At 60.1% G+C, this 12418-nt stretch carries 13 protein-coding genes; 5 read left to right on the forward strand and 8 right to left on the reverse strand.

What is annotated here, in order from left to right:
- The first annotated feature begins 1 nt into the window (after position 1).
- Genes HV355_RS09930 through acpT form a run of 5 tightly spaced genes read left to right on the forward strand, consistent with a single transcriptional unit; the run spans position 2 to position 4188 of the window.
- Positions 2–1168, forward strand: coding sequence for a beta-ketoacyl-[acyl-carrier-protein] synthase family protein (locus HV355_RS09930; RefSeq protein ID WP_182401737.1), 1167 nt, complete (start codon positions 2–4; stop codon positions 1166–1168).
- Positions 1168–1641 (forward strand): 3-hydroxy-fatty acyl-ACP dehydratase, encoded by a 474-nt coding sequence (locus HV355_RS09935; RefSeq protein ID WP_120159411.1) that lies wholly within the window; start codon positions 1168–1170, stop codon positions 1639–1641. The genes HV355_RS09930 and HV355_RS09935 overlap by 1 nt, the downstream gene beginning before the upstream one ends.
- Complete coding sequence (locus HV355_RS09940) at positions 1635–2366, forward strand: 3-ketoacyl-ACP reductase FabG2 (RefSeq protein ID WP_182401800.1); 732 nt, start codon at positions 1635–1637, stop codon at positions 2364–2366. The genes HV355_RS09935 and HV355_RS09940 overlap by 7 nt, the downstream gene beginning before the upstream one ends.
- A complete protein-coding gene (locus tag HV355_RS09945) occupies positions 2363–3592 on the forward strand; it encodes a beta-ketoacyl-ACP synthase (protein ID WP_182401739.1) in 1230 nt (409 codons plus the stop codon). Before HV355_RS09940 ends, HV355_RS09945 begins: the two co-directional genes overlap by 4 nt.
- A 2-nt stretch (positions 3593–3594) precedes the next feature.
- A complete protein-coding gene (gene acpT / locus HV355_RS09950; protein ID WP_010436580.1) occupies positions 3595–4188 on the forward strand; it encodes a 4'-phosphopantetheinyl transferase AcpT in 594 nt (197 codons plus the stop codon).
- Here acpT and arnF read toward each other — a convergent pair.
- The 8 genes from arnF to HV355_RS09990 form a co-directional block, all read right to left on the reverse strand.
- The gene (gene arnF / locus HV355_RS09955) at positions 4139–4543 is read right to left on the reverse strand and encodes a 4-amino-4-deoxy-L-arabinose-phosphoundecaprenol flippase subunit ArnF (protein WP_182401741.1); all 405 of its coding nucleotides are present in this window, start codon (positions 4541–4543) and stop codon (positions 4139–4141) included. The two genes, acpT and arnF, sit on opposite strands and share 50 nt — an antisense overlap.
- Positions 4540–4866: a 4-amino-4-deoxy-L-arabinose-phosphoundecaprenol flippase subunit ArnE gene (gene arnE / locus HV355_RS09960; RefSeq protein ID WP_108417676.1), complete on the reverse strand. Its 327-nt coding sequence runs from the start codon at positions 4864–4866 to the stop codon at positions 4540–4542. The genes arnF and arnE overlap by 4 nt, the downstream gene beginning before the upstream one ends.
- Positions 4863–6518, reverse strand: coding sequence for a lipid IV(A) 4-amino-4-deoxy-L-arabinosyltransferase (gene arnT / locus HV355_RS09965; protein ID WP_182401743.1), 1656 nt, complete (start codon positions 6516–6518; stop codon positions 4863–4865). The genes arnE and arnT overlap by 4 nt, the downstream gene beginning before the upstream one ends.
- Positions 6515–7417, reverse strand: coding sequence for a 4-deoxy-4-formamido-L-arabinose-phosphoundecaprenol deformylase (arnD, locus tag HV355_RS09970; RefSeq protein WP_182401744.1), 903 nt, complete (start codon positions 7415–7417; stop codon positions 6515–6517). The genes arnT and arnD overlap by 4 nt, the downstream gene beginning before the upstream one ends.
- On the reverse strand, positions 7414–9396 hold the full coding sequence (arnA, locus tag HV355_RS09975) for a bifunctional UDP-4-amino-4-deoxy-L-arabinose formyltransferase/UDP-glucuronic acid oxidase ArnA (protein ID WP_010436592.1): 1983 nt from the start codon (positions 9394–9396) through the stop codon (positions 7414–7416). Before arnA ends, arnD begins: the two co-directional genes overlap by 4 nt.
- Positions 9393–10376, reverse strand: a complete 984-nt coding sequence (gene arnC, locus HV355_RS09980) for an undecaprenyl-phosphate 4-deoxy-4-formamido-L-arabinose transferase (RefSeq protein ID WP_010436594.1) — start codon at positions 10374–10376, stop codon at positions 9393–9395. Before arnC ends, arnA begins: the two co-directional genes overlap by 4 nt.
- A gap of 1 nt (position 10377) precedes the next feature.
- Positions 10378–11517, reverse strand: a complete 1140-nt coding sequence (gene arnB / locus HV355_RS09985) for a UDP-4-amino-4-deoxy-L-arabinose aminotransferase (protein ID WP_182401746.1) — start codon at positions 11515–11517, stop codon at positions 10378–10380.
- Between the two features lie 323 nt (positions 11518–11840).
- Positions 11841–12347 carry a phenolic acid decarboxylase gene (locus HV355_RS09990; protein WP_108417671.1) on the reverse strand — a complete coding sequence of 169 codons (507 nt, stop codon included), beginning with the start codon at positions 12345–12347 and terminating at the stop codon, positions 11841–11843.
- Positions 12348–12418 lie beyond the last annotated feature (71 nt).

Raw genomic sequence — 12418 nt, forward strand, 5'->3', positions numbered from 1 at the left:
GATGATCTACCTTTCTGCCGTTGGCCTGGTCAACGCCCTGGGCAACTCGGCTGATGAGATTGCGGCAAACCTGGCCGCAGGCGTTGCGCCGGGGATGCGTCACCGCGCAGGCTGGCTGCAGGGCGTGCCGAATGCGGTGCTGGGCGGCGTAGAGGGCGAGCTGCCGTCAATACCGGACCACCTGTCGGCGCATCGCAGCCGTAACAACCAGCTGCTGCTGGCGGCGCTGGCACAGATCCAGCCTGCCGTCGATGCGGCCATCGCGCGCGTGGGACGCGACCGCGTGGCGGTGGTGCTTGGCACCAGCACGTCCGGGCTGGACGAAGGTGACGCGTACGTGCGCCTAGCTCAGAGCGGCGAGGAGAGCCCGCAGTGGCAATACCCGCAGCAGGAGCTGGGCGATCCGTCGCGCTTTCTCGCCAGCTGGCTTGAGCTGGACGGCCCGGCGTATACCATTTCGACCGCCTGCTCCTCCAGCGCGCGGGCAATCATCAGCGGTTGTCGTTTGATCAACGCCGGGCTGGTGGATGTCGCCATTGTGGGCGGTGCCGACAGCCTGAGCCGCATGCCGGTTAACGGGTTTAACAGCCTGGAGTCCCTCTCGCCAACCCAGTGCGAACCCTTTGGCCGTGACCGCCGGGGGATCACCATTGGTGAAGCGGCGGCGCTGATGGTGCTAACCCGCGAGCCGGGAGAGATCGCGCTGCTGGGCGCGGGTGAATCCAGCGATGCGTATCATATTTCCGCGCCGCACCCGCAGGGTGAAGGGGCCATCCGCGCCATCACGCAGGCGCTGAACGAGGCGGGCATGACGGCGGATGATATCGGCTATATCAACCTGCACGGCACCGCCACGCCGCTTAACGATCGCATTGAGGCGCAGGTTATCCACGATCTGTTTGGCGAACGCGTGCCGTGCAGTTCCACCAAACATCTGACCGGCCACACGCTGGGCGCCGCCGGGATCACCGAGGCCGCGCTAAGCTGGCTGATCCTGACCCGAAACCTGCCGCTGCCGCCGCAGGATTTTTCCCGCTACGCGCAGGACGACACGCTGCCCGCCTGCGGACTGCTGCACGCGCCTGCCCCGCTGAAAAAACCGGTCATCCTGTCGAACTCGTTCGCGTTTGGCGGCAACAACGCCAGCCTTCTGCTGGGGAGAGTGTGATGAAATATTTATCCCCCGCCGAGTACCTTCCTCACGACGCGCCCATGATGCTGCTGGAGACCGTCGAGAGCGTCACCGACAATGGCGCAGCGTGCAGCGTCACGGTGAGCGGGCACGGCGTGCTCGCCCCGTTTCTGAACGCCGACGGCGACCTGCCGGGCTGGTTTGCGCTGGAGCTGATGGCGCAGACCGTCGGCGTCTGGTCTGAGTGGCATCGCCTGCAAAAAGGGCTGCCGCACAGCCCGCTGGGCATGGTACTGGGCGCGCGTGAACTGGTATGCGCTGCAGGGCTGTTTACCGCAGGCACCACGCTGACTATCACCATCGAACGGCTGATGCAGGATGAACGCTTTGGCAGCTTCGAGTGCGTCATCCACGCGGATAACGCCTCCCTCGCCACGGGCCGGGTGAACACCTTCCAGCCGAGCGAAGAAGAATTAACATCACTTTTCAATCAGGGAACGCCATCATGAGATCCGTACTGGTCACCGGTGCCAGCAAAGGCATTGGCCGCGCTATTGCCCTTCAGCTTGCGGCTGACGGTTTCACCGTGGGCGTGCATTACCACCGCGATGCCGCTGGCGCACAGGAGACACTCGACGCGATTGTTCAGGCGGGCGGCACGGGCCGTTTACTTGCCTTCGACGTGGGCAACCGCGAGCAGTGCCGCGCGGTGCTGGAACAGGAAATGGCTGACCACGGCGCATGGTATGGCGTGGTCAGTAACGCAGGCATCACCCGCGACGGCGCGTTTCCGGCGCTCAGCGAGGATGACTGGGACAGCGTGATCCACACCAATCTCGACAGTTTCTATAACGTTATCCATCCCTGCATTATGCCGATGATCGGCACCCGCAAGGGCGGGCGGATTATCACCCTGTCGTCGGTTTCTGGCCTGATGGGCAACCGCGGGCAGGTGAACTACAGCGCCGCCAAAGCCGGGATTATCGGGGCCACCAAGGCGCTGGCCGTTGAGCTGGCGAAGCGCAAAATCACCGTGAACTGCATCGCGCCGGGGCTGATTGATACCGGTATGATCGAGATGGACGAGGCCGCGCTGAACGCGACAATGTCGATGATCCCGATGCAGCGTATGGGCCACGCTGACGAAGTGGCCGGGCTGGCGAGCTACCTGATGTCAGACAAGGCGGGCTATGTGACGCGCCAGGTGATCTCGATTAACGGAGGTATGCTATGACGCGCCGCGTCGTGATTACCGGCATGGGTGGCATCACCGCGTTTGGCGAAGCGTGGCCGACCATTTCACGCCGCCTGCGCGGGTATGAAAATGCGGTGCGCACCATGTCTGAATGGCAGGCGTATGACGGTCTGCAAACCCTGCTGGCCGCGCCCATTGAGGACTTCACCCTGCCGGATCACTACACCCGCAAGCGGATTCGGGCCATGGGTCGCGTGTCGCTGCTCTCTACCCGCGCCACCGAGCTGGCGCTGGAGCAGGCGGGCCTGATCGACGACGCCGTGCTGACCAGCGGCCAAACCGGCATCGCCTACGGCTCGTCGACGGGCAGCACCGGGCCGGTGAGCGAATTCGCGTCCATGCTTATGGAAAAGCACACCCATAACATCACCGGCACGACCTATGTGCAGATGATGCCGCACACCACCGCCGTCAACACCGGACTGTTCTTTGGCCTGCGCGGACGGGTGATCCCCACCTCGAGCGCCTGTACCTCCGGGAGCCAGGCGATTGGCTATGCGTGGGAGGCCATTCGTCATGGTTATCAAACCGTGATGGTGGCGGGCGGTGCGGAAGAGCTTTGCCCCTCGGAAGCCGCCGTTTTTGATACCCTCTTCGCCACCAGCCAGCGTAACGACGCGCCCAAAACCACGCCGTCGCCTTTCGACAGCCAGCGCGACGGCCTGGTGATTGGCGAAGGTGCAGGCACCGTCATTCTGGAAGAGCTGGAGCACGCCAGAGCGCGCGGTGCGACAATTTACGGCGAGATTGTGGGCTTTGCCACCAACTGCGATGCGGCCCATATCACCCAGCCCCAGCGTGAAACCATGCAGATTTGTATGGAACAGTCGCTGGCGATGGCGGGCCTGAGCCCTCAGGATATTGGCTACATTTCCGCCCACGGCACGGCGACCGATCGCGGGGACATCGCCGAGAGTCAGGCCACCGCCGCCATTTTCGGCGACAGTGTGCCCATTTCATCCCTGAAAAGCTATTTTGGCCACACGCTGGGCGCGTGCGGGGCGCTGGAAGCCTGGCTGAGCCTGGAGATGATGCGCGAAGGCTGGTTCATTCGAACGCTCAATTTAAGACAACCGGATGAGCAATGCGGCGCTTTAGATTATATTATGGGGGAAGCCCGTCAGATTGACTGTGAGTATCTGCAAAGCAATAACTTCGCATTCGGCGGCATCAATACTTCGATAATCATTAAACGCTGGGCGTAACTATGTACCAGTTTGTACTGGGAAAAATCTCCACCCTTAGCGCGGACCCGCTGGCGTCAACGCTCGCAGACAGGGCACCTCAGGGTGCGCGAAACGCCTCCTGGCTTGCAGGCCGGACGCTGCTCGCCAGAACATTATCCCCCTCGCCGCTGCCCGACATCATTTACGGTGAACAGGGAAAACCGGCTTTTGCGAAGGGGCACCCGCTGTGGTTCAACCTGAGCCATAGCGGCGACGACATTGCCTTATTGATGAGCGACGAAGGTGAAGTCGGCTGCGATATCGAAGTGATCCGCCCGCGGCAGAACTGGCAGGCGCTGGCGAATGCCGTCTTTAGCATCACCGAGCATGAAGAGCTTGAGCGCGAAGCGCCCGAGGAACAGCTTTCTGCCTTCTGGCGTATCTGGACGCGGAAAGAGGCGATTGTAAAACAGCGCGGCGGCAGCGCCTGGCAGATTGTCAGCATCGACAGCACCGCGCAGACGCATTCGGTGAGCCAACTGCGCTTCGGCACGCTGAGCCTGGCGGTGTGTACCCCTACGCCCTTTACCTTGACCGCCGAGTCGATTTCTTACCCCAATACCTCTGCGGCATAAAGATCGTCAGCACGCCGAGAATAATCAGGCCAACGCCCGCCAGCCCGCGCCAGGAAAAGTGTTCTCCCCAGCCGGGCAGCACAATGGCGGCACCCCACACCAGAATGTAGCTGAGGCTCAGCAGGGCATAGGCTCGACTGAGCGCCATGCGCTGCAGGGCCAGATACCAGCAGCCCATCGAGGCAACATAGCCAGTTAGACCCAGCATCAAGGTTCCCGTGCCGGGCGCGGCGTGCCGGAGGGCAGCAAAAAAGGCGTCACTCACCGGCGGCAGCGTCACCATGGCGTGGCGCAGCACCAGCTGCGCCACGCTGACCAACACCACGCTGCATAACGCCCAACATGCCCCTTTCACAGGCTTCCTCCCAGCAGGATAATCCCGACGATAATCAACCCGACGCCCAGCCAGTGGCGTGACGGGACGGACTCATGCCAGACGATTTTCGCCGCCAGCGTGACCCAGACAACGTTCAGGCTCAGCATGGGGTAAGCCACGCCGACGGGTAGAAGCTGCAACACCACCAGCCAGGCAAGCATCCCGCAGCCAAGCGTCAGCAAGGCCAGCCCAAGCCACAGGGCAGTTCGCTGACCGCCCTTCGCCCGGGTTGCCTGTTTCTGACACAGCTGCCCTGCGCAGCTCAGCAGGCTTGCCAGTACCAGCCAGATCCAGGCCATCATTGCGGCAGATATTGCAGGTAGGCCAGACGCCCCTGAATCGTCAGGCTGTCCGGTTTCGGCAGCCCGGCGCGGGCAATGTCATCGTTTTTTGAAAGCAGGATCACCAGTGATACCGGCCCCTGCTGACGATGCGTTTCGAGCCATTGTGCGATGTCACCGTTGCTCACAAACCGTCCTTTCACATCCGGGTAACCGAGGCCATATTTCAGCTCCCCGGTCTGGCCAAAAAGAATGATGTCATGACGATTCAGTTCCCACGCCAGCCCCGACGCCACGCCAACGTTGTTTGCCAGCACAAACCGGCTCTCCTCCAGCGGCATACGCACGGTATCCACCAGCGACTGCGGCTGTTTGGAATCCACCACCAGGTTAGGGATGGCAAACCCAATGAGCAGCGCAAGACCGGCAGGACAGAGTGCCGCGAGCCACCAGCGCCGCGCGCTCTGCTTCAGCGTAAACCAGCCCACCGCGGCCCAGATAAGAAAAGCGATCGCGGCACAGAAGACTTTGTACAGTTCAACCGATGTCCAGACCGGATGTTTAGCGAGTCCCCACGGCGACACCACCAGCGCCGCCACCACGCCGATAACGCCAAACGCGAGGTTGATGCCGCCGTTGACGCGCAGCACGCGCGCCCCCTTTTCCGCCATCGTGCAGGCGTAGCGCGCCATCAGGATAGCCAGCGGCGCGAAGCACGGCAGGATATAGGTGGGCAGCTTGCCTTTGGCGATGCTGAAGAACAGCAGCGGCATCACCACCCAGCCCAGCAGATAGAGCCCCGCCCCCTCATTTTGCCTCTCACGCCAGCCGAGGCGCAGCGCGCCCGGCAGCAGCGCCAGCCACGGCAGGCTCCCCGCGACGAGGAACGGCAGGTAGTACCAGAACGGCGCTTTATGCTGGGCATCGCTCTGTGCAAAACGCTGGATATGCTCCACCCAGAAGAAGTAACGCCAGAAATCCGGTTCGCGCTGGGCGATCGCCAGCCCCCAGGGCAGGACGATAAGCACGCAGCTCAGGATCGCCAGCCAGCCGAAAACAAGCACCTCTTTCCAGCGTTTCTGCGCAATCACCCAGGGCAGCACGCCTATCACCGGAACCGCCAGCGCCAGGAAGCCTTTGGTCATGACGCCCATGCCGCAGGCCAGCCCCAGCAGAATGTAGCCCCCCGCTTTTCCGGCCACGGTTTTCGATTGGGCAGCCAGCCAGAAGCTGCACATCGCCACCGCCAGCCACAGGGCGATAATCGGATCCAGCACGGCGTAAGTGCCGATGCCGTAGACCAGGAACAGCGTTAAGAAGATAAGACCGGAGAAAATCGCCACCCGCTTATCCTGCCAGAGGCGCCAGGCGAGCCAGATGACCAGCAGCGCCGTCAACCCGGTGGAGAAGATCGCCCCGGCGCGCACGGCAAAGTTGGAGTGACCAAAGATCAGCTGCCCGATGCTGTTAACCCAGTAACCGGCAATCGGCTTTTCAAAGTAACGCAGGCCGAGAAAATGCGGCACAATCCAGTCGCCTGAGGCGAGCATTTCACGGCTGATTTCCGCGTAGCGCGTCTCGTCCGGCTGCCACAACAGGCGGAGATCGACTGGGATAACGTAGTAAACAATAAACAGTGCGAGAAGCGCTACGCCATAACGGGCTGCTTTCATGATACCGGGCTCACGGTTTGTTGATAGCCAAGCCAGCCTTCCCGACCGGCCATTTCATTGCGCACAATTTTGCCGACCGGCAAGGTGCTGAGATCGTCTGGCAGCAGGTCGCCGAGCGGGCAGAAGTGAATGCCCTCGGCGGCAGCCATCGTCAACAGCGCATCAAAATCATGCTGATACGCGATCCCTTCCACCTCGGCGTGAATTGTGTAGACCGGCGTACCCTCGTCGCGATGCATGCAGTCCAGTATGTAGCGGTTAAACCCTTCAGCGCTGACGTCGCGCCCGACCACTTCATCCCAGGTCGGGAGCGTGACAGGAATTTGAACCGTACCGGTGCGATCGTTCCCTAACAGCGGTAAAAACGGGGTGGTACCGCGGCAATCGCTGTTATAGCGAAACGCAAAGGTCTCCTTGGCTTTCACCACGCGCTGGTCGGCACGCCATCCCGCCGCGGCGGAACAGCGCACGGGCTGGCCGGTAATCGCCTCCAGCTCCTGCACGCCGAGCTCGACGTCTTGTTCCAGGCGCGGAATATCCCAGACGCCCGCCCAGGCCTGCCAGGCATGGTGATCCCAGGCGTGAAGCCCCACTTCGTGCTGATGCGCCGCTTCGCAGATAATCGCCTCATTCCCCGCCCCGATGCGCCTGCCGGGCCAGGCGGTCCCCGCCAGCAAAATATCCCAGCCGTAGAGGGATGCCGCGCGCGAGCGCAGCATTTTGAACAGAAATGCCGGTTTAACCAGGCGCCACAGATGACGCCCCATGTTGTCTGGCCCGACACTGAAGAAAATGCTGGCACGCACGTCGTGCTTGCTCAGCAGTTCCAGCAGCCGCGGGACGCCGTCGCGGGTGCCGCGAAATGTGTCGACATCAATGCGTAAACCGACCTTTTTCATGATGCCTGTTCCGACAGCTCCACGGTGCGCAGGAAGAAGTCGAGCGTTTCATCAATGGTCTGCTCCATCTTCACGGTTGGCGTCCAGTTCAGGCAGCGCTTCGCGTTGCGGATGCTCGGCTTGCGGTGCTCTACGTCCTGATAGCCTTTGCCGTAGTAGCTGCTGCTCTCCACTTCGCGGAACCCGGCAAACGGCGGGAACTGGCTGCGCAGCGGATGGCGCTCAAAGCTTGCCAGCAGCATTTCAGCCAGCTCGCGGATGCTCGCTTCGTTGTCCGGGTTGCCGATGTTGATGATCTCCCCGTTGCAGCGGCCGTCTTTGTTTTCGATGATGCGGAACAGCGCTTCAATGCCGTCGCTGATATCGGTGAAGCAGCGTTTCTGTTTGCCGCCTTCGATAAGCTTAATGGGCGACCCTTCCACCAGGTTCAGGATCAACTGGGTGATGGCGCGGGAGCTGCCGATACGCGCGGCGTTCAGGTTATCCAGACGCGGCCCCATCCAGTTAAACGGACGGAACAGGGTAAAACGTAGCCCCTCTTTCTCGCCGTAGGCCCAAATCACGCGGTCCAGCAGCTGCTTGGAGACGGAGTAGATCCAGCGCTGCTTGTTGATCGGCCCGACCACCAGGCTGGAGGTGTCCTCGTCGAAGTTCTTATCGGTACACATGCCGTACACCTCAGAAGTGGACGGGAAGATGATGCGCTTATCGTATTTCACGCAGTCGCGGATAATCTTCAGGTTCTCTTCGAAATCCAGCTCGAACACGCGCAGCGGGTTACGGGTGTACTCAATCGGTGTGGCAATCGCCACCAGCGGCAGCACCACGTCGCATTTCTTGATGTGGTACTCGATCCATTCGGAGTGGATGCTGATGTCCCCTTCAACGAAGTGGAAGCGCGGATTACCGAGGAAACGGCCGATCGCATCGGATCCAATGTCCAGACCGTAGATCTCGTAGTTGTCGTCTTTCAGCAGGCGCTCGGTGAGGTGGTTACCGATAAACCCGTTCACCCCGAGGATCAACACGCGCGTGCGCCGTTTGAGCGCCACCACCGGCGCGCTGGTGATCAGCGCCCCCGCCACCAGCCCCAGAGACTGCGCCAGCTGCGCCCCCTGAACGTACAAGCCGCTGTCGGTTTGTCCGGTGACGATCTCCAGCGCCTGCTCGCCGCAGCTCACAATCAGCGGGGAGACCGAGACGACGGTGCCCGGTTTGGCGGCAGGAATGTCGTCACGCACGCGGGATTTCCAGACGATAAATTTACTTACACCCGCAAAGCTGTATGCGCCCGGCCACGGGTCGGTCACGGCGCGTACCAGGTTGTGCAGCTGACGCGCCGGTTGGTTCCAGTCCAGACGGCCATCTTCCGGCGTGCGGCGACCGAAGCAGCTGGCCTTGCTTTCATCCTGCGCGGTTTCGGTAAAGGTTCCCTGAAGGATCGTCGGCAGCGCGTCGCGCAGCAGGCTTTGCGCGGCGGTGCAGAGCTTGCGGTGCAGCTCCAGCGCCGTCTCATCGGCGTCAATGCTCACTTTCTGCTGCGCCACGATGCCGCCCGCATCGGCACGTCGCACCATTTTGTGCAGCGTTACACCGGTTTCCGTTTCACCGTTAACCAGCGCCCAGTTCAGCGGGGCACGGCCACGGTAGGCTGGCAGCAGGGAGCCGTGCAGGTTGAACGCCCCTTTGTCTGCCACGCTCAGGATCGCATCGCAGAGCAGGTTGCGGTAATAGAACGAGAAAATCACGTCCGGCGCGAGTTTCTGAATGCGATCCACCCACAGCGGGTGGTTCACGTCGTCCGGGGCGTACACCGGGATCCCGTGTTCAGCCGCAATACGCGCCACCGAGCCAAAGAAATGGTTTTCTCCGGCAACGTCCGGATGCGTGAAGATGGCCGTAATGTCGAAGCCCGCGTCCAGCAAGGCTTGCGTGCCCGAGCACCCCATATCGTGATAGGCGAAGACGACAGCTTTCATGGGTGTTTTTCCTCTTGAGATGCGGTGTGTTCCTGACGGACAACCCGTTGAATAAAGTAGCGCGGACGCGCGCGAACATCGTTGTAAATACGGCCGATGTATTCACCGAGCAGGCCCATACCAATGAACTGGGCGCCGATGAACATGAACAGCACGGCAAAAAGCATAAAGACCCCTTCCGCCGCCCACTGTGGGCCAAAGGCCAGCCGCAGCACGACCAGCAGAACGGAAAGCGCAAACCCGGCCAGCGCGATAACGCTGCCGAAAACGCTCAGCAGGCGCAGCGGCGTGGTGGTCAGGCAGGTGATGAGGTCGTACATCAGGTTGATCAGACGCATAAAGCTGTACTTTGACTCCCCGTGCTCGCGCTCGGCGTGCAGCACCGGGATCTCCGTCGCTTTGCGGGCAAAGGTGTTCGCCAGAATCGGAATGAAGGTACTGCGTTCGTGGCAGTGCAGCATGGCGTCGATGATGTGGCGGCGATAGGCGCGCAGCATGCAGCCGTAATCGCCCATCGCTTTGCCGGTGGTGCGCTGGATCAGCCGGTTAATGGTGCGTGACGCCAGCTTGCGGAACAGGCTGTCCTGACGGTTTTGTCGCACGGTGCCGACCACGTCGTAGCCCTCGTCGGCTTTGGCAACCAGGCGTGGGATCTCTTCCGGCGGGTTTTGCAGATCAGCGTCCAGCGTTATCACCAGATCGCCCGTCACGTGGCTGAACCCGGCCATGATCGCCGAGTGCTGGCCATAGTTACGGTTAAGCAGCACGGCAACAATATGGCTGCCCTCCGCCTGCGCGGCGTCGGTCAGCATCATCGCGGAGTCATCGCTGCTGCCATCATCCACCAACAGAATTTCGTAAGCCTTGCCCAGGGTGTCACAGGCAGCGGTTGTGCGGCGGATCAGCTCCGGCAGGCTCTCCTGCTCGTTGTAGACCGGGATCACCACGGAGACTTTTTGAACGGGCGGCGCGCTGAACATATCAATGTCCTGCAAGCTGATGGAGCGCGGTAATGACGCGGGTTGTGTCGTCATGGGTCATGTCCGGGAAAAGGGGGAGAGAACAAATGCGCGCGCTGTTCCATTCGGTGTTCGGCAGGGACACCTCCGGGAAATGCTCGCGATAGTATTTTTGCGTGTGGGCTGCGCGGAAATGCAGACCCGTACCAATGCCCTGCTCTTTCAGCGCGGCCATCAGGGCATCGCGCGAGATGCCGCACCGGGCTTCATCCACGCGAATAATAAACAGGTGCCAGGCGTGCAGATGTGGCCAGGCCGGGGTGCGCAGCGGCTGGAAAGGGGTATCCGCGAGTTCAAGCCCGTAGCGGTCGGCAATGTCGCGACGGCGCTTATTGGCCTCGCCCAGCTTGCCGAGCTGCACCAGCGCCAGCGCGGCGTTGATATCCGCAAGGTTGTATTTGAAGCCGGGGGTGATGACCTCCGCCTGCGGCGCGCGGCCGTGGGTCTGGCGGTCATAGGCATCTACGCCCAGACCGTGGAACTTCAGGCTGCGGATTTTTTGCGCCAGCTGTGCGTCATCCGTCACCACCAGGCCCCCTTCGGCGCAGGTCATGTTTTTGATGGCGTGAAAGGAGAAGATGGCCGTGCCCTGCCAGCCCACGTGACGGTTTTTGTAGTAGGTTCCGGCGGCATGGGCGGCATCTTCAATGACGGGAATACCGTGGCGTTCACCGACAGCGCGAATGGCGTCGATATCGCACGGCGCGCCCGCATAATGCACCGGCACAATGGCTTTCGTGCGGGGCGTAATGGCGGTCTCGACCGCCTCAGGCGTCACCATCAGCGTCTCTTTGTCGACGTCGATCATCACCGGCGTGGCGCCCAGCAGCACGATCATATTCAGCGTCGACACCCAGGTGAGGGAGGGGGTAATCACCTCATCGCCGGGACCGATATCCATCGCCATCAGGGTAACGTGCATCCCCGCCGTAGCAGAGGAGACGGCAATCGCATGACGGTTTCCGGTAAGCGTACAAAACGCGTCTTCCAGCGCCTGATTTTTCGGCCCGGTGGTGATCCAGCCGGAGGTTAATACCTCCTGCACTGCGGCGATTTCCTCAGCGCCCATTGAAGGACGAGAAAACGGCAAAAAATCACGCATTATTAATTTCCTTGAGATGTTTAAGGCAACTTTTTGATATTAACCAAATGCCGACGCGTTTATTTCAACGAACCATAAACTCATCTCAAGGTAACGTTCATTTCTTAGGGAAAAATTAAGATAGAGAAAAAGAGGAATAGACAAACAACTAAAATCAATTGATAAACAAAGAGTTATTAAATTATGAATTATTTATTTTGTGATTACGCTCACCGTTAACGCGCTTTTTATCTAAACCAAACATCAACAAACAAAAAATTCCCGACCATTTCGAATAAATATGAAATGAGCCGGGAACTTTTCTTTTTAGTTAATTGTCGCGCTTATTTTAAATTATCAGGAAAGTTTTTTGGAAGTTCACTGGCAGCGCACGCAATAACGCTTTCATCGTTAGCACCGCAGTCGCGAACAAAAGTAATAGTGGCAAATTCATCAATCACTTCGGTTGGATATGCCGGGCCCGCATCGCGATAGCTATTCATCAGCGGAATGTGATCGTTCTGGAAGCAGACGGTTTTTTCCGGATTGTTCATCACCCAGCGCGGGAAGAAGATCGTGCCGTGGAACAGGCTGTCGCCCAGGTTCACAATCAGGCTCACGTCGGTGCCGGTGGGCTCAGTCCAGGAGATTTTATAGATGCTCTCCCCAACGCGGACGATGTACGCCTGCTGGTCTTTCACCCAGCGGTTGCCGACCAGGCCGCTGTGAATACGGTAGTCGAGGGTGTTTTCGTTTTTGACGTAAATTTCATAGTTCCAGCCATTATCGTAGGTATAAACCAGATGTTTGCCGACGAAGCCGCTTAAATCATGTTTGTCGAAGGTGTTCATAAGATGTCTCCTTTGTTTTGATGAGACGATCTTATTCCTTCAAAAAACGAATGAATAACGCTATGTTTGAA

It is taken from the genome of Enterobacter sp. RHBSTW-01064, from assembly GCF_014103035.1.
Classification (GTDB): domain Bacteria; phylum Pseudomonadota; class Gammaproteobacteria; order Enterobacterales; family Enterobacteriaceae; genus Enterobacter; species Enterobacter mori.

Excerpts from the sequence above, each read along its gene's own strand:
- HV355_RS09930 (WP_182401737.1), top strand. The coding sequence starts at position 2 with ATGATCTACCTTTCTGCCGTTGGCCTGGTCAACGCCCTGGGCAACTCG.
- HV355_RS09935 (WP_120159411.1), top strand. The coding sequence starts at position 1,168 with ATGAAATATTTATCCCCCGCCGAGTACCTTCCTCACGACGCGCCCATG.
- HV355_RS09945 (WP_182401739.1), top strand. The coding sequence starts at position 2,363 with ATGACGCGCCGCGTCGTGATTACCGGCATGGGTGGCATCACCGCGTTT.
- acpT (WP_010436580.1), top strand. The coding sequence starts at position 3,595 with ATGTACCAGTTTGTACTGGGAAAAATCTCCACCCTTAGCGCGGACCCG.
- arnE (WP_108417676.1), bottom strand. The coding sequence starts at position 4,866 with ATGATGGCCTGGATCTGGCTGGTACTGGCAAGCCTGCTGAGCTGCGCA.
- arnT (WP_182401743.1), bottom strand. The coding sequence starts at position 6,518 with ATGAAAGCAGCCCGTTATGGCGTAGCGCTTCTCGCACTGTTTATTGTT.
- arnD (WP_182401744.1), bottom strand. The coding sequence starts at position 7,417 with ATGAAAAAGGTCGGTTTACGCATTGATGTCGACACATTTCGCGGCACC.
- arnA (WP_010436592.1), bottom strand. The coding sequence starts at position 9,396 with ATGAAAGCTGTCGTCTTCGCCTATCACGATATGGGGTGCTCGGGCACG.
- arnC (WP_010436594.1), bottom strand. The coding sequence starts at position 10,376 with ATGTTCAGCGCGCCGCCCGTTCAAAAAGTCTCCGTGGTGATCCCGGTC.
- arnB (WP_182401746.1), bottom strand. The coding sequence starts at position 11,517 with ATGCGTGATTTTTTGCCGTTTTCTCGTCCTTCAATGGGCGCTGAGGAA.
- HV355_RS09990 (WP_108417671.1), bottom strand. The coding sequence starts at position 12,347 with ATGAACACCTTCGACAAACATGATTTAAGCGGCTTCGTCGGCAAACAT.